This is a genomic window from Pseudarthrobacter cremeus, assembly GCF_051857465.1.
In the GTDB taxonomy this organism is placed as follows: Bacteria; Actinomycetota; Actinomycetes; order Actinomycetales; family Micrococcaceae; genus Arthrobacter.
In genome coordinates this window covers 1-21,563 of sequence record NZ_JBPZHC010000005.1, presented here as the reverse complement: position 1 = coordinate 21,563, position 21,563 = coordinate 1, and the positions used below count along the sequence as shown (strand labels likewise).

Genomic DNA, 21,563 nt, shown 5'->3' with positions numbered 1-21,563 from the left:
GGGACCCGGTTGCGGGTTGCCTGCCTCTCAGGTTCTCCTAGAGAACTTCTTCGCGCGCAGGCGCCAGGTCCACTGCCTGCCGCAAGGCCTCAAGAAGGGACTCATGGTCCGCGATGTTCTTGCCCGCGATGTCGAAGGCCGTGCCGTGGTCCACCGACGTGCGCACCACGGGCAGGCCCACGGTGATGTTGACGCCGTTCTCCAGGCCAAGGACCTTGACCGGGCCGTGGCCCTGGTCGTGGTACTGCGCAACCACCAGGTCGAAATCGCCGCGGCCGGCCAGGAAAAAGAGGGTGTCGGCCGGGAGTGGGCCGAAGGCGTCGATCCCGTCGGCCTGGGCCTTCTCGATGCCCGGCTGGATCTTCTCCGCCTCTTCGCCGTAACCGAACAGGCCGTTTTCGCCCGCGTGCGGGTTGATGGCACACACGGCGATCCGCGGGTTCTCGATCCCGGAGGCACGCAGAAGTTCATAGCCGCGCTTGATGGTCCGGTACACCAGGTCCCCGTTGATCTTGGCGATCGCGTCGATCAGGCCGATGTGGGTGGTCACGTGAATGACGCGCATCTTCGGGGCGGTCAGCATCATGGAAACTTCCTCGGTGCCGGTCAGCTCGGCGAGGAGTTCGGTGTGGCCCGGGTACTTGTGGCCCGCGGCGTGCAGGGCGGCCTTGTTCAGCGGGCCGGTGCAGATCGCATCCACCTGGCGGTCCATGGCCAGGGCAACGGCTTTCTCGATGAACAGGAAGGAACCGTGCCCGGCTGCTGCCGAGAGCTCGCCCCATGCGAGGTCCTCCGGGATGCAGGCGATATCGAGCACGTCGATGGTGCCTTCGGCGAACAGGGCCTCGGACGGTTCCGACACCCTGCGCAGGGCCAGCGGGCTGGCGACGATGTCCGCGGCGAGCTGCAGCCGGCGAAGATCGCCGACGACGAGCATGCGGGCCTTCGACCGGAGTTCCGCGTCGGCCAGGGCTTTGACGATGATTTCCGGGCCAATGCCGGCCGCATCGCCCATGGTGATGGCAACAATCGGGCGTCCCATTATTTGATACTCATTTCAGTCGTTGTGCCAGTGAGAAATTGTGTGGTCCGGGCCAGCGTACCGGCGTCCCCGAACGCGCCGGCCTTGGTGACCAGCAGGGGGAGCGGTTCAGGAAGCAGGCTCATCACGACGCCGGGTTCAATCTCACCCAGGACGGTGAAGCTGCCGGCGCCGAGGGCCTTCAGGACTGCCGTGGCCGTTTCCCCGCCGGTCATGACAAGGGCGTCACAGTGCCCGATGCCGGCGGCGGTGGCCCTGGCCAAAGCTTCTGCCACCACAAGTGCCTGCGACTTGTCCACGATCCCCATCGGATCCGGCGTCAGCACCACATCGTTACGGGACATCGCGTGGGCCACCTCGCGGGCAACCGCCGGCTCGTCCAGTGCGTCATGGTCCAGCTTGATATGTTCAGCGCCGGCAGCAACAAGTGCCTCGGTCTGCTGCCGGGCAAGGCTTGAGTAGCTGCCGATCACGGTCAAGGTCCGGGTGACGCGCCGCACCTGCGCATTCCGCGCACCCGTGTCTTCTTCCCGCGCAGCAATGTGCCCCGCCAGTCCGCCGGAACCCACCAGGAGTGCGGGAAAGTCCAGAAGGCCCGCAGCGGCTGCGATGGCTTCCAGGTCCTGGTCCGAGGAGGCGTCCAGTACGACGGCGTCAATTCCGCGTGCCTGCACGTCCCGCAGGTGCGCCGCGAGTTCCTCCGGCGTGCGCCCGCGTTTGACGGCCACCACTTCGGCGGTCAGGCCGCCGGTGGCCAGGGCACCGGTGACGTCGCCGCCGAAGCGTCCTTCTCTGTTCCGGACGCCGCCCACGTGGACGATACCGCCCACTGTGGTCCTTCCCGTGCCCGGAAAGGCCGGCGCCACAATGGCCAGACGCTTGCCGCGGCCCTGGGTAATCCCCGCCAGCGTTGCGGCGACCTCGGCGCCCACATTGCCCCGGAGCAGCGAGTCGATCTTTTTGAAGACCCGGCGGTCCTGCTTCAGGGCGCGCCCTACTGCGGAGGTGACGGCCGAAGCCGCCTCCTCCGCTGTCAGGTAGCGGCTCTCGGTGTTGATCGACAGGATCTCGGACTCGGGCCAGGCGGCGTCGACGTCGAGGATTACGGAACTGGTGTGCGTGGGTCCGTACGCTGCGGCGGCATCTGCCGCCCCCGTCAGGTCGTCGGCGATGATTGCCCAGTGCGTGGCTGCGTGGGTGCTCATACCGTGGCGGTCACCTCGGGTGATGTGGTGGCGGCCTCTTTCGTCCGGAGGCGCCTGGCGTACCAGGCGACCATCAGCGGGCAGCCGATGGCGGTGACCACTACGGACGCGGCAACCAGAACGGTGGCGGGTCCGGCGGCGGGGAGGTACGCAGGGTTGGCTGCAGCCACCAGCATGGGGACTGTTGCGGCGTTGCCGGCGGTGGTGGCCGCGGCCAGGCCGGCCAGGCCGGTGCCGCCGCTCAGCTTGTCAGCGAAGAAGAGCACGGCGCCGCCGACGATCAGCACGAACAGGCCAAGCGCCACACCCAGCAGGCCGGCGCTGAGTACCTTTTCGAGGTTCAGGCCGAAGCCAAGGGCCAGGGCGAAGAACGGAATAAGAACGGGCGCCGCAGAGGAAAGGAACTTGCGCATGGCCGGGTCGAGTGTGCCCAGCAGGACCCCGAGGAGCAGCGGGATGATGGCACCGACAAGGGCCTGCCACGGGAAGGCCGACAGGCCGGCCACACCGAGTGTGAGCATGGTCAGGAAGGGGCCCGATTCGAGCGTCATGACGGAGTAGGCGGCAACGTCCTTGGGCTTGCCGTACTGGCCCATGAGCGCCATGTACATTCCGCCGTTGGTGTCATTGAGGGCTGCCAGGATGGCCAGGACGGACAGGCCGGTCAGCAGCCCGCCATCGATGGGAAGTTCGCCCAGGAACCTGCCGGCGATGACGCCGATGATCACGGCGAACAGGACCTTGGCACCGAATAGGACTCCGCCCTTTTTCAGGATGTAGGGGGTGGCCTTGATATCGATGCTTGCACCCATGCACACGTAGAACACGGCGAGGATGGTGGTGCCGCCGGTGAACAGTGCGCCCGTGAACGACCCGAAGAATTTAGCGGAATCCGGTGCGAAAGTGGCCAGGAGTGCGCCAATGAGCAGCGGAATCAGCATCATGCCGCCGGGAACTTTTTCCATGCTGGCCTTGATCGGAATAGACATCAATCAACCTCATTGTTGGGGGAGGGGAGAAAAGGGGGATCGAGCCGCGCCGGGCACGATCATGATGTAGATCATAGAATGGTTTGCGTGTTTAGCGCAAGACGTTCTGCGCGAAACGCGCAAACCCGTTTGGGTGGCCCCCATGAAAGCCCGCCCTCAGCGGCGTTTCATTCCGGACGCAGACGTACCATATTGGGCATGGCTCGTTTTAGGATGAAGATGGCATGCACCTTCCTGGCACTTTGTGGACTGGCTGTCACAGGAATGGCTTCAGTGACAGCAGCTACACCACCCGGAAATACGGACCCGGTGGGCAACGACGTTTCCTGGCCCCAGTGCGGTAAGACCCTTCCCAGCGGGCAGGCGTTCGCGATCGTGGGCGTGACCGGCGGACTGGCCAACAACACCAACCCTTGCCTCTCAGCGCAGCTCGCGTGGGCCGCTGGCTCCACCGGGGGAACTGCCCAGCCCAAGGTTGCTTTGTACGTGAACACTGCCAACCCAGGACATGCCGGCTCCTGGTGGCCCTCGTCCAACGTCTACCCCGACGTGCAGGTAACCAACCCCTATGGGACATGCGCAGGCGCAGTGGACCCCGCCTGCTCATACATGTATGGCTACGCCAAGGCATACGACGATGCCAATCGCCGAGGCGTGGCGGGCCCTGGCAAGTATTTCTGGTGGCTGGACGTGGAGACCGGCAACAGCTGGCAGACCGGCACAGGCGGCACAGCCCTGAACCGGGCGGACCTTGAAGGGATGGTCGCCTACTTCAAGACCATCACCGCCGGAGTTGCGGGCGCCGGCGTCGGGATCTACTCCACGGGCTCCCAGTGGGGAACCATCGCCGGGACGGTGCCCGCGAGCAGCTCCCTCACGGGCCTGCCAAGCTGGCTTGCAGGAGCGAAGACCCTGCGGGGAGCGAAATCGAATTGTTCTTTGCCTGGCCTGACGCCGGGCAGCCCGGTGTCTGTGACGCAGTATGTGTCGGCAGGGCTCGATTACGACTACTCCTGCCGCTAGGCAGCGCCTCGGCAGACACCTCAATGCGGGGTCCCGTCGCCGGACTTAAGTCCCTGTTCCGGGGGACCGCTCCGGCGTAGGTTGAGAGCGGGTCCGGAAGATCCAGGGCCCCACCTCAAGGGGGCATCATGACCAGGCCCGGGTTTTCGGCAGTCAGCGTTCTCGGGGTCTGCCTCCTGTTCACACTCTCAGGCTGTTCCGGCACTCCGGCCCCGGCACCCACCACCGGCTCCGCTTCCGCGACGGCGACGGCGACGGCGACAGCGAGCCCTTCCCCGACAGCGCCGACCAGCCAGGCGGTGACGCCGAGCCCGACGGCGACAGCCCCGCCGTCGTCCGCTCCGCCGTCGTCCGCTCCCGCGGGCCCTACGGAGACGGCCACCCCGACGGCGGAACCCACCTTTACGGGGTTCCCGGAGCAGACCGGCCCGCTGACGATCTACTACGTCGCCATCGGCGACAACGGCGTATCCGGGCCCATGATCGGCTGCGGTGACAGCATCGTGGCGACCACCACGGCCCCGGTCCGCTTCACGGACCAGGTGGGCCCCAGCCTCGGGACCTTGCTCGTGAACAAGAGCCGCGACGTCGGCCTGTCCGGGCTGGTGAACGTCCTGTACCAGTCAAACCTGACGTACGTCGGCGGCGAACTGGTGGGCAGCACCATCAACATTTACCTCTCGGGGCAGTTCATGCTCGGAGGCGTGTGCGACATCCCTCGGGCGAAGGCCCAGCTGGAGTACACGGCCATGGCAGCGTCCGGGGCCACGAGCGCCCAGGTGTTTGTGGACGGCCGCCCGATCGACGAGGTGCTGAGCCTCAAATAGCGGATCAAGAACTGGTGTTCAAATACCAAGGAGGGAACGGGTTGGGATGCGCTGGGACCTGGGAATCGGCGGTTTGGCTCTGCTGGCGGCCATGGCCCTGGCGTTCGGCCTGATCGCCCACCTGATTGTGGGCAAAGGGCTGACGCGGTGGCTGTGGCTTTTCGCCGCGGTCAGCTATTTCGTCGCCGGGATCCTGGTCAGTGAAGTCGGGTTCGGGTGGGCGACCCAAGAAGAGCTGCAACCGAACATTGACGGGCTGTCCTTTGATGAGGTGCAGCTGGTGACCCTCGCAGGGCTCATTGCCGCCCTCATCGCGCGGTACGCGGTGAGGAAGAAGGGACGAACAGCGGGACCACTGCGCAAATCCGCAACCTGAGGGGGCCACCGGACGGCCGGTGATCGGGCCTGCCTGGATCCAGAAGGTGACTATGGTTCCAGACAGGCCCGATCAAGAGGTTGTTCAGGCCCGTGCCTTCGCGTGCCCCTTGGTGAGGATCACGGCCAGGCCGATCATGCCGGCACCAAGCACCAGGTGCAGGACGTTGTCCAGGCTGTTCAGCGGCACGAAGTTCCCGGCTGAGTCCTGGGGGACAACCAGCCCGTAGACGAACAGGACCAGGTAGATGACGCCGCCATAGAGAAGGAATGAGCGGGCGCCGGCGGCGGACCTGGCCAGGGCGAGTCCGGCAGCACCGAAAAGCAGGTGGACGATGTTGTGCAGGGCCGAGACCTGGAATAGGCCCAGCAGCATGGCCTCGGAATGGTGGCCGGCAAAGGCCAGCTGGTCGTAGTCGCTGGTGATGCCGGGAACGAAGCCAAGAATGCCGACCAGCAGGAACACTGCACCGACAATCATGGATGCCTTCTGGACGTTGGTACGGGCGGTAACGCTGGTACTGGTGTGAGTTGCCATGATGATCTCCTGAGTGCGATCCGTGTATACATCCGCCGGTTTTCTTTACCGGCCACCCTCAACGGGGTTATGCCTGACATTCGAGGCGGCGCCGCGTCCCGGATGGGTTAACCGGCGCCAAACCTTCAGCTTCGCGTCGTACCCTTAGCCGTAAACCGGCATTTTCGAAGATCGACGTGTCCGAACGGAAACCCATGCCCGAGTTGAACGTCCGGAAGCGGACCTCCCTCCAGCTGCCCATCGCCGAGGCCGCGGGCCTGTCTGCGGAACAGGTGCTGGCACAGCTGGGCTCCGGCCCGGAAGGCCTGTCCGAAAAGGAAGCCGCCCGCCGCCTCGCGGACTTCGGCCCCAACGCCGTCCGCACCCACCGGGCCAAAGGGTGGGCGGTCCTGGGCCGGCAGTTCGCCAGCCCCATCCTCATCCTGCTGCTCATCACGGCCGGGCTGTCGCTGTTCCTGGGCGATGCCACCAACTCGATCGTGATCGGCGTGATCCTCCTGGTCAGCGTGGGCCTGGGCTTTACCAACGAGTTCCGCGCCGAGCGTGCCTCCGAGGCCCTGCACTCCCGCGTCACCCACCGCGCCGTGGTGCTCCGCGGCGGCACCCCTGGCGGAACCGGTGGCGGAACCCCGGCCGGAACCACCCGCGAAGTGGACGTCACCGCCCTGGTGCCCGGCGACGTCGTCCATCTCTCCCTCGGCGCCATCATCCCCGCCGACATGCGGCTCCTGGGCACCAAGAACCTCCTCTGCGACGAAAGCATCCTCACGGGGGAGTCCCTGCCGGCAGCCAAGGACCCCGCGCCGGTCCCGGCCGGCGCCTCCCTGGGCGACCTCGCCTCCTGCGTGTTCATGGGCACGGTCATCCAGTCCGGCGGCTGCACCGGCGTGGTGGTGGCCACCGGCGGCCGCGCCGAATTCGGCCGGATCGCCCTGGGCCTGGGCGAGAGGCAGCCGCAGACCGAATTCCAGCTCGGCCTCAAGCGGTTCAGCTTCCTGCTGCTGCAGGTGGCCGTGGTGCTCACCACGCTGATCTTCATCGCCAACCTGGTGCTGCAGCGCCCGCTCCTGGAATCCCTGATGTTCTCCCTGGCCATCGCCGTGGGCATCACGCCGCAGCTGCTGCCCGCCGTCGTCAGCACGTCCCTTGCCACCGGCACCCGCCAGCTGGCCCGGCGGAAGGTGCTGGTCAAACGGCTCGTCTGCATCGAGGACCTCGGGGACATGGACATCCTGGTCACCGACAAGACCGGCACCCTCACGGAGGGGCGGATCAGCTTCACCGGCGCGCTTCCGGTCACCCCGGAAACGTCCGACGGCGGCGTGCTCACCTTGGGGCTGCTGGCCACCGAAGCCGATTACTCCGAGGCCAGGCTCTCCTCCGCCGGGCAGAATCCGCTGGACGCCGCCCTCTGGGAAAGCTCTGGCGCGGCAGGCTTCGACCCCGCCCGCTTCGAGCGGCTGGACCTGATCGATTTCGACCACCAGCGCCGCCGCACCACGGTGCTGGTCCGCGAGGCCGGCGGCCCGGCACGCCTGGTCACCAAGGGCGCCCCGGAGGACGTCCTCGCCCTGTGCGGGCCCACCACGCCCGCCGTGCAGGCGATGCTGGATGAACAGTTCGACGCCGGCTCGCGGGTGGTTGCCGTGGCCACCCGTTCTGCGGCGGGGAAGGTCCAGCTGGCCCCCGAGGACGAGCACGATCTGGTTCTGGCCGGGTTCCTGATCTTCCTGGACCGGCCCAAGGCCAATGCGAAGGCCTCGCTGGACGAACTCGAGACGCTCGGGATCTCGGTCAAAATCGCCACCGGGGACAACGCCAAGGTGGCCGAGCGGGTGTGCGCGGAGGTGGGCGTGATCTCCGGCGGGACGCTGACCGGCGCGGACATCGACGCGCTGTCCGACGACGAACTCGCCGGCTCGGCCCGGACCGCCACCATTTTCGCCCGCGTCTCGCCCGAGCAGAAGGCCCGGATCATCGTCCTGCTGCGCCGCAGCGGCGGATCTGTGGGTTTCATGGGCGACGGCGTCAACGACGCCCTGGCACTGCACAAGGCCGATATCGGCATCTCCGTGGACAGCGCAACGGACGTGGCGAAGGACGCCGCCGACGTCGTCCTGCTGGACAAGGACCTTGCCGTCCTGGCCGAGGGGGTGCGGGAAGGCCGGCGGATCTTCGCCAACACCATCAAGTACGTGCTGATGGGCACCTCCAGCAACTTCGGCAACATGTTCAGTGCGGCCACCGCGTCCGTGGTGCTGAGCTTCCTGCCCATGCTCCCGGGCCAGATCCTGCTGAACAACGTGCTCTATGACTCCGGCCAGCTGGCCATCCCGGGCGACCGCGTGGACAAGGAACAGCTCCGTGCCCCGTCGCACTGGAACATCGCGTTTATCCGCCGGTTCATGTTCCTGTTCGGGCCGATCAGTTCGGTCTTCGACTTCGCCACGTTTGCGCTGATGCTGTTTGTCTTCGACGCCGTGCCGGGGGAGTTCCGGGCCGGCTGGTTCATCGAATCCATCGCCACCCAGACGCTGATCATCTTCGCCATCCGGACCCGGCGCGTGCCGTTCCTGCGCAGCCGTCCCTCCGCCGGGCTGATCGGGGCCTCGCTGGGTGTGGTGGCGCTGGGCATCTTCCTGCCGCTCTCACCCGTGGCCGCCGTGCTGGGCTTCGACCCCCTGCCGGTCCCGTTCTTCCTGGCACTGCTCGGCATGATCGTGGTCTACCTGGTCTTGGTGGAATTCGCCAAAGCCTGGTTCTTCGCCCGCGACGCCCAGCAGCTGCCCGCCGGGCCCATCCTGGTCCGCCGCCGGCCCGAGAACCATCACATCGCCCGCCGTGCCTTCCGCTTCAGCGCCCCGGTCGCGGTGGTTGCGCCGCGGCACAGGCGCCGGCCCCGCACCCGGCTCTAGGGGTTCCGTTCGACGGCGTTCCCTTCCGCGCGTTGCAGGTTCTCATGGAACGCGGAGTCACTTACGGCCCAATAACTGCCGTTTTTTGGGCGATATGTGACCCCGCGTTGCAGTTAATAAGCCGCTTCAGCCTGCTCCCAGTGCCGACGGAGCAACTTCGCCAGCCGCTCCGGTTCGATCCGGTGTGGCGGGTCGAAGTGGTGCCGCTTCGGGAACAGTTCCAGATGGAAGTCGGGAAAGAAGACCCGTGAGAGCCGGTTGGCTATCTCGCCGTAGTCATCGGGATTGCTCAGGCCGCCGAGGGCGAAAAACACCGGCTGCCGAAAGGCGGCAAGGCGCGCCCTGTCCAGGTCATAGGTCTTGAAGGTCCGCAGGAATGCCCTGATGCCCGCGGGACGCTTTGCCATCCACGGCGGCGGGGGATCCGGCGGCGGCAGCAGGACGACGTCGGGCTTGACCCCCAGCCTCATGAAAGCGCGCATGAACTGCTCCGGCGGGAGCGTTTCCAGCTGCTCGTACTGCTTCCAGAGCTCAGTGTGGGCGGGGCTCCAATCCCAGGCTCCGGCCCACGCCGGTTCCAGCAGTGCCAGGCTCAGCAGCCGGTCCGGGTGCTTGGCCGTGAACGCCAACGCCGCCGCGCCGCCGCCTGAATAGCCCACCAGATGGAACGTCTCCCATCCCCGGGCGTCGGCCTCGCGCAGCACACCGTCGACCTCGGTGTCCAGGCTCCAGTCCGGCGGGGGAGCGTCGCCGGCGTACAGCTCCAGGTCTTTGGCGACGGCCTGGACGTCCGGTCCGAGCGCCTTGATCAGCGCACCATAGGCAGGTTCGGCGGGGAGCACGCTCCCGGGGAGAAGGATGGCCCGAATTGGTCCCATGGCAGGATGCTACGCCCTGCCGAAGGTCCTGAAAACCTGACGCCGCAACAGCTCCATATGGGCCGGAAAGTGCTATATATAGCCTTAGGCAACTAAATGGGCTGCCTGCAGAACAGTGATTCGGTCGGACCCGGGCCTGCCCGGAGGCTGGAGGCGAGGTGCGGGACAGGCCAGCCAGCGCACACGCCGCCCCTCGAAAACGGCTGATCGCCGGGTGCCTGGGCGCACTCGCTTTCCTCACCTCCTGCAGCGGCGGCGTGACGGGCACTGTCTCAACTGCCGTGAAGGACAGTTCGTCCGCCATCGCCACCGCCCGGTTGGCACTCCGTCAGGACACGGACGGCCAACTTACCCGTGCCGCAGCCTCCACCGCGCTGGACGATGCCCTGAAGGAGCTCCTGGCCAGCAGGGACACCGTGCTGAAGCTCTCGCCCGGCACCAACGAGGACCGCGTTACAGTGCAGGAAACGCTCACCGTCCTGGATGCCTGCGCTGCCGGCCTCACTACTGCCCGTAACTCTGTAGCCAGCCTCGAGGGCACTCCAACCAGGGAAGACGGCAGCCGGGAGCTCGCATCCGCTGCGGACCGCCTCTCCGGACTGGCGGCCTCGGAGGGCGGCAAGTGAAGCGCCTGCTGGGGGTGGCCCTGGGTGTCCTGACCGCGATTGGCGGGTTCGTGGACATCGGCGACCTGGTGACCAACGCCGTCGTCGGTTCCCGTTTCGGACTCTCGCTGGTGTGGGTGGTGGGCGTCGGGGTGCTGGGCATCTGCCTGTTCGCCAACATGTCCGGGCGGGTGGCGGCAGCCTCAGGCCGGGCAACCTTCGAGGTGATCCGCGAGCGGCTGGGGCCGCGCGCCGGCCTGGCCAACCTGTCCGCGTCATTCCTGATCAATCTGATGACCGTGACGGCCGAAATCGGCGGCGTCGCCCTGGCCCTCCAGCTGGCGAGCAGCGTGAACTACCTGCTCTGGATTCCGGTGGCAGCGCTCGCCGTGTGGCTGGTCATCTGGCGGGTGAAATTTTCCATCATGGAAAACGTCACCGGCCTCCTGGGCCTGACCCTGATCGTGTTCGCCGTGGCACTCTTCCTGCTCAAACCGGACTGGGGAAACCTGGCAGGGCAGGCCCTGGCGCCAGCGGTCCCGGCCGAGGAAACCGCACCGACCTACTGGTACTACGCCATCGCGCTGTTCGGCGCTGCCATGACCCCGTACGAGGTCTTCTTCTTCTCCTCCGGGGCTGTGGAGGAAGGCTGGAAGGTCAAGGACCTGGTCCAGTCTCGGATCAACGTCCTGGTGGGCTTCCCGCTGGGCGGCCTGCTGTCCGTGGCGATCGCAGGTTGCGCCGCCGTCGTCCTCCTGCCCGCCGGCATCGCCGTGACATCCCTGAGCCAGGTGATCCTCCCGGTGGCCGAAGGCGCCGGGAAAGTGGGACTGGCGTTTGTGCTGGTGGGCCTGGTGGCGGCGACGTTCGGCGCGGCGCTGGAGACCACGCTGTCCAGCGGCTACACCCTGGCCCAGTTCTTCGGCTGGTCCTGGGGCAAGTTCCGCCGCCCCGCCCAGGCCGCCCGCTTCCACCTGGCCATGATCATCTGCCTCTTCACCGGCCTGGCGGTCCTGGCCACGGGCGTGGACCCGGTGCTGGTCACGGAGTACTCCGTGGTGTTTTCCGCCATCGCGCTTCCGCTGACCTATCTGCCCATCCTGATCGTGGCCAACGACCCCCAATACATGGGCGAGCACGTCAACGGCCGGCCCGTGAACGTCCTCGCGATGATTTACCTGGTCATCATCCTGGTGGCCTCCTTGGCCGCCGTCCCGCTGATGGTCGTGACGGGAGCCGGAGCATGAAGTCCGTCCGCCCGCTGGCACCGGTGCCCCCGACTGCGGGACGCACCCTGGATGCGCAGCTCCACGTGTTGGACCGCCAGGTCCTGGATAACGACGGCGTCCCGGTCACCACTGTGGACGATATCGAGCTCAGCGGGCCTGCCCTGGACACGGAGCTGGAGCCTGGGACCCCGGCGCCGGTCCTTACCGCGCTGCTGACCGGCCCGGTGCTGGGCACCCGGATCTTCGGCGGCAGGCCGCCGTCGTCCCGGCTGATCCGCATCCCGTGGAAGGACGTTGCCGACGTCGGCGTGGTGATCCGCCTGGGCGTCAGCGGCGAAAACCTCGACGCCGGCTGGGTGGAGCGCTGGATCCGCGACAAGATCATCGCCCGCATCCCGGGAGGCCGCCATGATCCTCGGTGACCTGCTGGGCGTCCACGTTTACGACGACGACGGCGCGCGCCTGGGCCGCGTGGCCGACGCCCGGTTTGTGGTGGACGGCGCCCCGCGGCAGTTGATGGCCGACGCCCGCCTGCTTGGCCTGGTGGTCAGCCCGCACAGCGCGTCCTCGTTCCTGGGCTATGAGCGGACCGGGCTGACCCAGCCGTGGCCGCTGCCGGCGATGCTCCGGTGGCGGCACCGGGGCTCATTCCTGGTGCTGTGGGAGGACATCGGCAGGATCGGGGCGGAGTCCGTGCGGCTTCGGCCGGGGTTCACTGCGTACTCGCCGGCGGTGGACAGGTCCGGCCAGGAGTAGACCGGCGCGGTGCCGTCGTAACGGACCTCTATCCAGCCGACGAAGATAAGCGCAAAATGACCAAATGAAAAAACTTGTTGTGGCTACTCTCGCGGCGGCAATGATGTCGCTTGGCGGAATTTCGTTGGCAGCCCCCGGCAACGCAGCGGCTGAGTCGTCCCCCATTGCGGGGCAAATCATGGTCAAGTTCCGCGACGATGCCGCGGCACCGGGCGTACTTCGCCAGTATGGCATGAGCCAGGGTTCCAGTATCGGCAGCACCGGTGCCTTCCTCATCAAAGTGCCGGCCGGAAAGGAAGCTCAACTCATCGCCGCGTTGAGCCGGAACCGGGCCGTGGAATACGCCGAGCTGGACGAGCTTGTGACGGCCACAACGGATGACACCTTCTTTGACCGCCAGTATGCGCTGCAGAACGTCGGTCAGTCGTTCTGGAACACCAAGGGCGACATCTTTGTGCCTGGCGGCAAACCGGACGCTGATGTGGATGCCGTCGAGGCGTGGGCCCTTACCAGGGGAAGCGACACCAAGGGGAACCGCGTCAAGGTTGCGATCATCGATTCAGGTGTGGCGTTCAATCACCCGGACATTTCCGAGAAGGTGGTTGACCGGATCAACTACAGCGGCAAGGCCATAGACGTAGAGGAGGACTACGACAGGTACGGCCACGGGACCCACGTGGCCGGCATCGTTGCGGCCAAGTACAACAACAACGAGGGCGTCGCGGGTGTATGCCCGGAATGCGACATTCTGGATGTCAAGGTGCTCAACGACACCGGGTCCGGTTCCAGCTCGGCCATTGCCCAGGGCATCGACTGGGCGGTGGACCACGGTGCCAAAGTGATTAACATGAGCCTCGGTCAGCGCGTTTCATCGCGCACCCTCGAAGCAGCCGTCAATAACGCCTGGAACCAGGGCGTGGTGTTGGTGGCCGCGGCCGGTAACGCCGGTACACAGGCCCAGATCTATCCAGGCGCGTATCCGAATGTTATTGCCGTGGCGGCGACCGACAACTTTGACAACAAGGCATCCTTCTCTAGCTACGGCAGGTGGGTGGACGTGGCGGCGCCGGGGGTCAACGTTTATTCGACGTTCCCGTACTACAAGTTCGCCCTGATGACGCAGTACAACCGCTCGCTGAACTACGACATGGGCAGCGGCACCTCAATGGCTTCCCCGATTGTCGCCGCCGTCGCCGCGCTTGTGTGGAGCACTGGTGCTGCCGACAACCAAGCCGTCCGGTGGAAGGTCGAGCACACTACGGACAGTATTTCCGGCACGGGCACCTATTGGACGTACGGCCGGGTGAACGCCTGCCGTGCGGTGGGCTGCACGCCCCCTCCATCCTGAAGCCCAAAGCGGGCTGGACCCGCGGGCTCTGGACGCACAGATTCAGCGGGCTTACCCTGTGAAAAGAGGACAAAGGAGTCGTCGTGAAACGCTTGCTCGTGGGACTGTCGACGGCGGCCATGATGGCCCTGAGCGCAGCACCGGCCGGAGCCGCTCCCAACATTTACCACACGATTTCATCGACCCACGGCTCTGCAGCGGTGGTTGAAACCGTCGGCTGTGAGCAGACCGAAATCTTCGTCTCGTCGAGTGCGGCCCAGTACGCTGCCCAGCCCGGCCCCGTCAACAAGCAGGGCCTCACCGGTGTGTTCGTTCGCATTACCGATATCTGCGCTCAGGCGCCCGGTGCGGTGGCTGCGGCTGCAGCCCCGGGGGCGGTGCTCTTCCAGGCAGACGGCCAGAACATGGCACCCTTGGTTGTGGATCCGAGACTGACCACCGCATCCATCACCACACAAATGCCCGGCACCGACGGTAACGGCAACCCGGTAACCATCAGCCTCTCGGCGTCGTGGACCGGCACCGGCCCGCTCGAGCATGACACCGTCAGCACGCATGAGAACTTCCCCGGAGTGGGCAACGTCAACTCAACGGACAACAACCTGAGGCGCGCCGCCACGGCAACTGTTTCGGTCACGGTCAACGGGCTGACAGCTGCGGGAACGGACAGCAATGCGCTCCTGGAACAGGTGAAGTCGCGCTGCATCGAGGTTGCCCGCCCGGGTGTGGAGGAGTTCTTCCCCTGCTTCGGGTTCCCTGGGTAGCCTGCAAGGCCCCTGGGGGCTCAACCACCGGTTCTTGCCAGCGCCCAGTCCCAGCGGATCAGCTCCTGCTCCAGCCTGACGGCGGTGCCGAAGGTGTCGCCACGTAACGCGTCGTACAGAGCGGATTCCTCGGCCGTCAAGCGGGTGAGGGCCGCACGTGACGGCGCGGGCTCTGTGCCCCACATGTCACGGTGGGTGAGCAGCGTGGCCTCGTCCATCAGCACGCTGGCCACGTGTGGGTGGACCGCGCGGAGCTGGTCCAGGATCCGGAACCCGTGCGTATCCAGGTCGCCCCAGTAGAGGACGTCGCAGTTCCGCAGCCACGCGGCGTCGCGTAATGACGAAAAACCGTAGCCGCCGCCGTAGATCGCCAACGTGTCCGGGCGCTCGGGGAGGGCCAGGAAGTTGACGAGGTTTTCGGTCATGAGGACCGTCCGGCCGGGCAGCCTCAGCGTGCTGAACGCCTCAGCTGTCACGGTCAGGTCCCGCGCCTCGCCCAGCAGCTGCACCTGGGGGTCAAGCAGGCGGAATCTGACCAGTTCAGGCGGATGCAAAAAGCCGTGTGCCGCGGCGAAACGTGCCGCCGGTGTCCTGGCCGGTGCCAGGCCCAGCAGCGAGCCGGGCTCGGCCGGGCTTTCAGGGAAGAGAGGGTCCTCCGCAGGATCAGGGGCCGGGTCCACAACGTTCGCCTGGTCCAGCACGTTCGCCTGGTCCAGCAGAGCAGCAGCCAGCTCGCCAATCACGGCCCGGTGGGTCTCAACGAACTTGCTATGCACTCCGGCCAGGCTCAACTGGCGCACATAGATACCAGCCTCCGGATTGTCCCGAAGCCACAAGGCCACCCGTGCTGCTGTCAGAGCGTCGGCCCCGAGTTCGAGAAGCTTCAACGGCCGACGCAGGGCCCAGCGGCGAAGCGCCAGATCCAGCGCTGCCAGCCCCGCCGCCAGCTCCACGAACCGGGCGGCCTCCTTCGACTTGCCCGCAAACGCGATCTCGTCCTCCGCGGCGGCAAAAACCGCAGCGGCCGGAAGCTGGTTTGCCCCGATCGTGGTGCGGCCCACCTCGGCGGTCTCGAGACTGAAATGGCCGACGGCGGCAGTCAGCTCGGCTGCCCACGCGCGGGCCGCAGCGTAGTCACTACGGAGCGTCGCCGCCGTCGGACGCTTCAACGGACGACGACGCGGGTACAGTCCGCCGGGTTCCAGTTGCTCGCGCAGCAGCGAACCGCTGGCCCACGCTTTCAGGGACTGCGCCCGCAGGTCGGCCAGAGTGGTCCAGCCCTGTGCCCTGCCCGAAGCCTCAGCCGGCACGGCGGTCCCGTTCGTCCCGGTACTCCTGGATGGTCATGTTCCGCAACTGGGAATCGTTGCCGTTGGTGTTTGCGACGAAGCCCACGTGTGCCACAAAAGGCTCGATCACGTGGATCTTCTGCAGGGGAGTGACGATCAGCAACTGGAGCTTCATCCGCTGGAACAGTTCCAGGCCGTACCGTGCCGATTCGTCGGAGCCGCGGCCGAATGCCTCGTCGATCACCACGAACCGGAAACTGCGGCCCTTGCCGGCGCCCGCAGCCGAACCCTGGCCGGCCCCCAGCCCGAACTGGAACGCCAGCGCCGCGGCCAGGATGGTGTACGCCAGTTTCTCCTTCTGGCCGCCGGACTTGCCGCCCGAATCGGTGAAATGCTCGAATTCCTCGCCGGTCTCGGTCCATTTCTCCGACGCCGAGAAGGTGAACCAGTTCCGCACGTCGGTGACTTTGGCCGTCCACCGCTCATCAAGGTTGGTGAACCCGTCGCGGCCGCGGAACCGTTCAATCAGCCGTTCCACCTGCAGATACTTCTGCTCCGAGTACTGGTCATCGTCCCCGATGGTGCCCTCCGAGCATGCCCGCAGGTCAATGCCGAACTGCCGCACATCCAGGTCCGTGGAGTTCTGGTGCTCCAGCTGGATATGACGGCCCCGGTTGTACTCGATGGTGGCCAGGGACAGGTTGATCTCGGTGATGCGGTTCACGATGTCCTGCCGGCGGCTGTCCAGGAACGCGTTGAAGGCCACCACCTCGTGGATGGTGTTCTGGTTCAGTGACTCCTTGAAGTGCGCTTCAAACTTGGGCAGATCGTTCTTCTCCAGCTGGTCCAAAAGCCGGTCGTATTCCCCGGCCGCGTCCAGCGAGGCATCAATTTCCGTTGTTTCAGTCCGGTACTTGTTCCTGAAATCGGCCATGAGGCGCACGGTGTTGGTTTCCGCTGTAGCCAGCCGCCTTGACAGGGCATCAATGTCCGCAGTCAGCCGCGCCCGCACCGCGCTCTCCACCGCCACCGTGTTCTTATAGGTCAGGACCTTCTCTCCGGGTGCCGCGGCGGCGAGGCCGGCAACCGAGGCCAGCACGCCGGCGTCGTCCGTCAGCGGTTGTTCCGCCAGCAGGTCGCGGCACTCCGCGATGGCCTCGGCGAGGTTCTCCGCATCCGTGTTGTTGGCGCCGATCCGCTGCTGGAGTTTGCCGGCCCGCTCCTCGAGGCGCCGCAGGTCCAGGTTCAGGGCTGTTTCCTTGGCCGCGAGCTCCTGCAGGACGTCGCTTGCCGACTCCAGCTGCCGGCGCTCTTTCTTGAGTTCCTCGATCCGGCGGGCCGTGAGCTCCCAGCTGATCTCGCCGAAATCCGCAACGGAGCGGACCGTGCCGAGCTGCTGGTTCTTCCGGCCGATATCGCCCAGCTGCCGGTCCACCTTGGCGAGCTGCGTGTCCGCCACCCGAAGCTGGCCTGTCACCTCGTCCAGCTCGGCCAGGAACCGGTTGATCTTGTCCTGGTTGTCCCAGCCCAGGACGTAGTTCCGCCGGTCCGTCAGGTCTTTGCGGTCATCCTTCTCGTGCCGGCCGCGGCCGCCCTTGAGCTGGCCGTTGGCCGTCAGCGCCTTGGGGAAGCGGCGGAAATCCGCCAGGCTGTCGCAGCAAACGTAGTCGAACCGGCTGGCCAGCTCATCCATCAGGAAATCACGGAACGGGGTGCCCTGCTTGATGGCGATCTTGGCACCCAGCGTCCCCGCTTCCGCGGCCCTGGGGGAGTGCGCGTCTCCCACCTTCAGGTAGACCAGTCGGCCCTTCAGGTTGTTTGCATCCACCCAGCTGCTCACCGCCGCGTAGTGTTCCGACGGCACCAGCAGGGACAAGGCAAAGCCATGCAGCGTGCGTTCCGCTGCGCCCTCCCAGCCGGCCTCGCCGTCGCGGACGCGCAGCAGCTCACCGGCGAACGGCAGCGCCTTCTCCGCCACGCCGGTTCCCTCAGAGAGCCGACGCCGGATCTCCAGCTGCTGCAGCGGCAGCAGGTTGCGCCGTGACTGAAGGCTGGTCAGCTCGGCTTTGATATCGGTGGCGCGGGCGTCCAGGACCGTGCGCGTCATGGTCAGTTCGGTGCGTTGCTCCTGGAAACCGCTGTATTGCTCAGCCAGCCCGGTTTCGACGGCGGGCAGCGCGTCCCGGTTCCCGTCGAAAAGGACACGGTCCTCCGGCGCCCTGAGGCCCAGTTCCGCGGCGGCCGCGGCGTAGGTCCCGTAGCGGGTCCGTTGAGCGCCGGCTTCGGTGCCAAGCCGTGCGACGTCGGCGTCGATGGCGGCCAGCCTCCCGCCGCCGTTGGTGCGGATGTCCTCGGCCACGGCGGTCAGTTCGTGCCGGACCTCCATTACCCGGGCTGTGAGGGAAGTGTTGTCCTCGCTCAGGCGTTTTCCGGTGCTTTCCAGCTCCGCCTGATGTTCCAGGCTGAGGATGAGGCGCTGGTTGGTAAACCACGGGTGCAGCTGGTCGCGTTGTGCCCTGGCGAGGTCGTCTTCCAGGGTCAGCCTGGCGTGCCCCGCGGCGCCGTCGCGGATGGGGGCCAGCAGGCTGATCTGGTCCTTGGCGCGCAGCACGGCGCCGTGGGCCTTCTTGAGGTCATCGAAGTGTTGGATCAGGTTGCCGATCCGGGTTTGGACGTCGTCCTCGTCCAGCATGTTGGTGCGCACGAAGTGGGTGATGTTCTCCACTTGCTTCATAGACACCGTCCGGTGGAACAGCTCCATGGCCTGGTTCCCGCTGATGCCGAACTGCCTCTTGAATGCGGCAGCGTAGGGCTCAAAAGTGTCATGTACCGTGGCGCCGGAAGCCTTCAGTTTTTTCTTCAGCTTGGCGGGGTCCTGGCCAAAGTTGGAGAAGTCCTCGGCGATGGACTGGTCCGTTTCTGCAAGAGAGTAGAAGCGGTTGGGCTGCCCTGCCTCCTGGACGGCCCACAAGGTAATTGCCAGGGTGATCGATTTCCCCAGTACGGCGTTATGGAAGACGGCGAGCACCACGGTGAGCGCGCCCGTTCCGCGAAGCGACACCGGTTTGGAGTTTTCGCCACCGGTGCTGCGGGTGCTCTTGTGGTAGCCCCGCACGTAGGACATGAGGCTGCGTTCCTTCTTCTGCGCACCTGCGGCCTTGTTGTACTCGATCTTGTTCGCCGGCAGCAGGAGCGTGGTGATCGCATCCACCACGGTGGACTTGCCCGAGCCGATGTCGCCGGTGAGCAGGCTGTTGGCTCCGTCCAGGCGGAACGTCCGCACACCCTGGTGGAACGTGCCCCAGTTGAGCAGCTCCAAACGGTGCAGCCGGTAACCCGGGGGAGTCCCGCCGTCGTCCGGTCTGCCCTGCGCTGCGGCGTCCTGCGGTTCGTCGAGGCTGAAAAGGCTGTCCTGCAGATCGGCGGTCACGGGAGGTCCCCTTCGGTTGTTTCACTTTCGGCAGTGTTGGACGCCGTGCCCGGCGGCCCCTCCAGCGACGCGCGGTAGTCGGCCAGCCGCGCGTCGAACTCCTCGAGCCACTGGGCATCAACGTACGCCTTCAGGATCCGGGCCACCTCGTACGTGCCGGGCTGTCCGCTCATCCTGCGCAGGAAGCCCAGCTCCACCACCTTCTTGATGTTCGAACCCAACCTGTCCAGGATCCTGGCCTGATTGCTGGATTCGGGCAGGAACACGGCCACCATGTCCATAATCTCCTGCTCAGTCATGATGAGCCGGAGTTCGCTGCTGTTGGTGTCGAACTCCAGCATGCGGCCGCGGAGCAGGGCCAGCAACAGACTGACGTCGAAGGTGAGCCGCCGCCGGGGAATGAGCCTGGGAAGGGTTCCGTCCGGGTCTTCCCGGGACCTGAGGAACGCGTAGCCCTCCGATTCGTCCAGGATCAGGTCCAGCCCCAGCACTGCCACGTAGTCCCGGGCCTGCGACTCCAGCCCGATCAGCGACTGCCACACCTTCTGGTCCGACTCGGCATACAGCACACCCCGGAACAGCCTGGTCACGACGCCGGGAAGTTCCTCAGGCGTGCGGCTCTCCGTTGTTTCGGTGTTGTCCATTGCCTCGGTGGGATTCATGCCGGCCTCACAAAGATGATCTGGTTGATGGTCGCTTCGCGGATGCTGCCATCCGGGAGTGCCCAGGACAGCTGCTGGGGTACGTCGTCATGGATACTGGCCCACTCGGAATCGCTGGCCAGCTGGTAGTACGACACGATCTCCGCGAGCCCCTGCTGCAGCGGATAGGCCCGCGTGACCTCCGCCAGTGTGGCCTGTTCGGCGTCCGCCAGGACGGCGTCGACGTTCGACTTCAGCCGCTCCTTGTCCACATGGAACTGACTGAACAGGGCACCGGCGTCCACATCCGCATCGTCGGCGGTGACGACGTCGTCGTCCACCATCACCTTCCTGCTGGGCTCATACAGGGGCCGCTCGAACGGCAGTGCCACGTCCACCGACTGCGCGGTGATCTCCATAAAAACGCCCGACGGCGGCGCCTCCCGAGTGCCGAGCGCGCCGGATTCGATGCTGCGGATCAGCCGCATGATGCGCTTGTTTTCCAGGAACACCTTGTCGTCCAAAAGCCGCCGCATCTGCTCGGAGAGCTGCCGGACGGTGGCCTGCGTCTGATCGACGGCCGGCAGCCAGTCCTGGTGGAGTTTGGTGACGGCGTGCAGGTCCTCCACCCCGGAGAGCGCCTCTATCTGCGTGGCGCGTTGCAGCAGGTCCTGAAGCTCCGCGCGAAGCTGCGGGGACATGAGGTAGTCCCAGAAGCCCTGGAACGTGCGGCCCTGGAGGGAGCTGCTGATGCCCTGCTGGTTGGCGAAGATGCTCTCCAGGAGCTCCCCCTGGCCGCCGTCCCAGGTGGCGATCTGTTCCCGGACCTGGCGGTCAAGCTTCCGGAAGTTCTGCTCGACTTCGCGGAAATCTGACAAGAGGTCCTTGGCCAGTGAGGTCAGCTGCTGGAAATGGTCCAGCGCTTCGGGGGCCGTCATGACCTTGATGTTGCCGCCCCTGATCCTCTGCATCTCGGCTTCGATTCCGTCCCGCTGCCGCTGGAGCTCGGCCAGCCTGACCTCGGGATCGGTTTCGGACTGCTGGACCAGGGCCTTGAGGACCGCGAAGATACTGGTCAGCCGGGACTGGGTGGCCACAAAGTCCCTGCCCCGCAGGCTCTCCACCCAGCGGACCACGTCCTCCGCGGCGGGAGTGAGATCGTAGTGCGGCTCGTCCTGGCCGGGCACATAATACTTCCGCAGCCAGGCCCGTTCCGTGGCGGCCCAGTCGTCCAGATACTCGCCTGCCGGGCGGGGGAACTTGTCCTCGCCGTAGACATCCCGGAGCCCGAAGAGGACGTCGTCGAGGTGGTCGATGAGCTCCTGCCGGCCGATGTCCCGCTGGTTCGGACCCGTGAAGGCCTTCATAAAGAAGCTGATGGCCAGCGGAGCGTTCTGTGCGCGAAGCAGGGACCACCCGGGGTGGGTCTCGCGCAGGGCGTTGATGGCGTAGAAATCCATGGCGTCCTCGGGACGGATGTACTTGAGCGAACGGGATGACTGATCAGGCTTAAGCTACACGGCGCCGCCGACAATTGCTCCTGCCACCCTTGAAGCAACGCGGGGTCAGATACGGCCCAATACATCGCGGCAGAATCATACGGTCGTTGCAACATCTGATTTCTGGAGGTTGCCATGCCGAGTGGTTTTCGGGCGCCCGATGCGCTGAAGGATGAGTTCTTTTCGCTTCTGCGGCAGGGGGTGTCGGTG

At 66.1% G+C, this 21,563-nt stretch carries 19 protein-coding genes; 10 read left to right on the top strand and 9 right to left on the bottom strand.

The window, feature by feature from the left end; genetic code table 11:
• Positions 1-37 precede the first annotated feature (37 nt).
• The 3 genes from pdxA to ACS5PJ_RS10460 are packed head-to-tail and all read right to left on the bottom strand — an operon-like array spanning position 38 to position 3,236.
• A complete protein-coding gene (gene pdxA / locus ACS5PJ_RS10470) occupies positions 38-1,042 on the bottom strand; it encodes a 4-hydroxythreonine-4-phosphate dehydrogenase PdxA (protein ID WP_439434822.1) in 1,005 nt (334 codons plus the stop codon).
• Positions 1,042-2,247 (bottom strand): four-carbon acid sugar kinase family protein, encoded by a 1,206-nt coding sequence (locus tag ACS5PJ_RS10465; protein WP_439434821.1) that lies wholly within the window; start codon positions 2,245-2,247, stop codon positions 1,042-1,044. The genes pdxA and ACS5PJ_RS10465 overlap by 1 nt, the downstream gene beginning before the upstream one ends.
• Positions 2,244-3,236 (bottom strand): 2-keto-3-deoxygluconate permease, encoded by a 993-nt coding sequence (locus tag ACS5PJ_RS10460; protein WP_439434820.1) that lies wholly within the window; start codon positions 3,234-3,236, stop codon positions 2,244-2,246. The genes ACS5PJ_RS10465 and ACS5PJ_RS10460 overlap by 4 nt, the downstream gene beginning before the upstream one ends.
• A gap of 198 nt (positions 3,237-3,434) precedes the next feature.
• Here ACS5PJ_RS10460 and ACS5PJ_RS10455 point away from each other — a divergent pair, with 198 nt between their 5' ends.
• The 3 genes from ACS5PJ_RS10455 (at position 3,435) to ACS5PJ_RS10445 (ending at position 5,462) form a co-directional block, all read left to right on the top strand.
• Positions 3,435-4,259, top strand: a complete 825-nt coding sequence (locus tag ACS5PJ_RS10455; protein WP_439434819.1) for a glycoside hydrolase family 25 domain-containing protein — start codon at positions 3,435-3,437, stop codon at positions 4,257-4,259.
• Between the two features lie 128 nt (positions 4,260-4,387).
• Complete coding sequence (locus tag ACS5PJ_RS10450; RefSeq protein ID WP_439434818.1) at positions 4,388-5,086, top strand: hypothetical protein; 699 nt, start codon at positions 4,388-4,390, stop codon at positions 5,084-5,086.
• A 46-nt stretch (positions 5,087-5,132) separates the two neighbouring features.
• Positions 5,133-5,462, top strand: a complete 330-nt coding sequence (locus ACS5PJ_RS10445; protein WP_439434817.1) for a hypothetical protein — start codon at positions 5,133-5,135, stop codon at positions 5,460-5,462.
• 84 nt (positions 5,463-5,546) lie between these two features.
• On the opposite strand, the gene ACS5PJ_RS10440 is transcribed toward ACS5PJ_RS10445, so the two are convergent.
• Positions 5,547-5,999 (bottom strand): DUF4383 domain-containing protein, encoded by a 453-nt coding sequence (locus ACS5PJ_RS10440; protein WP_439434816.1) that lies wholly within the window; start codon positions 5,997-5,999, stop codon positions 5,547-5,549.
• Positions 6,000-6,193: 194 nt separating this feature from the next.
• On the opposite strand from ACS5PJ_RS10440, the gene mgtA reads away from it, so the two are divergent.
• Positions 6,194-8,914, top strand: coding sequence for a magnesium-translocating P-type ATPase (gene mgtA, locus ACS5PJ_RS10435; protein WP_439434815.1), 2,721 nt, complete (start codon positions 6,194-6,196; stop codon positions 8,912-8,914).
• Between the two features lie 113 nt (positions 8,915-9,027).
• Here mgtA and ACS5PJ_RS10430 read toward each other — a convergent pair whose 3' ends face one another.
• On the bottom strand, positions 9,028-9,792 hold the full coding sequence (locus ACS5PJ_RS10430) for an alpha/beta fold hydrolase (protein ID WP_439434814.1): 765 nt from the start codon (positions 9,790-9,792) through the stop codon (positions 9,028-9,030).
• 158 nt (positions 9,793-9,950) lie between these two features.
• On the opposite strand from ACS5PJ_RS10430, the gene ACS5PJ_RS10425 reads away from it, so the two are divergent.
• The 6 genes from ACS5PJ_RS10425 to ACS5PJ_RS10400 all read left to right on the top strand — a co-directional run bounded on the left by ACS5PJ_RS10425 (position 9,951) and on the right by ACS5PJ_RS10400 (position 14,494).
• A complete protein-coding gene (locus ACS5PJ_RS10425; RefSeq protein WP_439434813.1) occupies positions 9,951-10,418 on the top strand; it encodes a hypothetical protein in 468 nt (155 codons plus the stop codon).
• A complete protein-coding gene (locus tag ACS5PJ_RS10420) occupies positions 10,415-11,644 on the top strand; it encodes an Nramp family divalent metal transporter (RefSeq protein ID WP_439434812.1) in 1,230 nt (409 codons plus the stop codon). Before ACS5PJ_RS10425 ends, ACS5PJ_RS10420 begins: the two co-directional genes overlap by 4 nt.
• Positions 11,641-12,048, top strand: a complete 408-nt coding sequence (locus ACS5PJ_RS10415) for a hypothetical protein (RefSeq protein ID WP_439434811.1) — start codon at positions 11,641-11,643, stop codon at positions 12,046-12,048. The genes ACS5PJ_RS10420 and ACS5PJ_RS10415 overlap by 4 nt, the downstream gene beginning before the upstream one ends.
• Complete coding sequence (locus ACS5PJ_RS10410; protein WP_439434810.1) at positions 12,035-12,382, top strand: PRC-barrel domain-containing protein; 348 nt, start codon at positions 12,035-12,037, stop codon at positions 12,380-12,382. Before ACS5PJ_RS10415 ends, ACS5PJ_RS10410 begins: the two co-directional genes overlap by 14 nt.
• A gap of 64 nt (positions 12,383-12,446) precedes the next feature.
• Positions 12,447-13,730, top strand: a complete 1,284-nt coding sequence (locus ACS5PJ_RS10405) for a S8 family serine peptidase (RefSeq protein WP_439434809.1) — start codon at positions 12,447-12,449, stop codon at positions 13,728-13,730.
• A gap of 83 nt (positions 13,731-13,813) precedes the next feature.
• Positions 13,814-14,494 carry a hypothetical protein gene (locus tag ACS5PJ_RS10400; protein ID WP_439434808.1) on the top strand — a complete coding sequence of 227 codons (681 nt, stop codon included), beginning with the start codon at positions 13,814-13,816 and terminating at the stop codon, positions 14,492-14,494.
• 20 nt (positions 14,495-14,514) lie between these two features.
• On the opposite strand, the gene ACS5PJ_RS10395 is transcribed toward ACS5PJ_RS10400, so the two are convergent.
• From ACS5PJ_RS10395 to ACS5PJ_RS10380, 4 genes are read right to left on the bottom strand one after another with little or no spacing between them, the layout of a single operon-like run.
• Positions 14,515-15,804 carry a Wadjet anti-phage system protein JetD domain-containing protein gene (locus ACS5PJ_RS10395; protein ID WP_439434807.1) on the bottom strand — a complete coding sequence of 430 codons (1,290 nt, stop codon included), beginning with the start codon at positions 15,802-15,804 and terminating at the stop codon, positions 14,515-14,517.
• Positions 15,794-19,213, bottom strand: coding sequence for an ATP-binding protein (locus ACS5PJ_RS10390; protein ID WP_439434806.1), 3,420 nt, complete (start codon positions 19,211-19,213; stop codon positions 15,794-15,796). Before ACS5PJ_RS10390 ends, ACS5PJ_RS10395 begins: the two co-directional genes overlap by 11 nt.
• Entirely contained in the window at positions 19,210-19,875 is a 666-nt protein-coding gene (locus ACS5PJ_RS10385) for a DUF4194 domain-containing protein (protein WP_439434805.1), read from the bottom strand. Before ACS5PJ_RS10385 ends, ACS5PJ_RS10390 begins: the two co-directional genes overlap by 4 nt.
• A complete protein-coding gene (locus ACS5PJ_RS10380) occupies positions 19,872-21,314 on the bottom strand; it encodes a DUF3375 domain-containing protein (protein WP_439434804.1) in 1,443 nt (480 codons plus the stop codon). Before ACS5PJ_RS10380 ends, ACS5PJ_RS10385 begins: the two co-directional genes overlap by 4 nt.
• Positions 21,315-21,563: the final 249 nt, after the last annotated feature.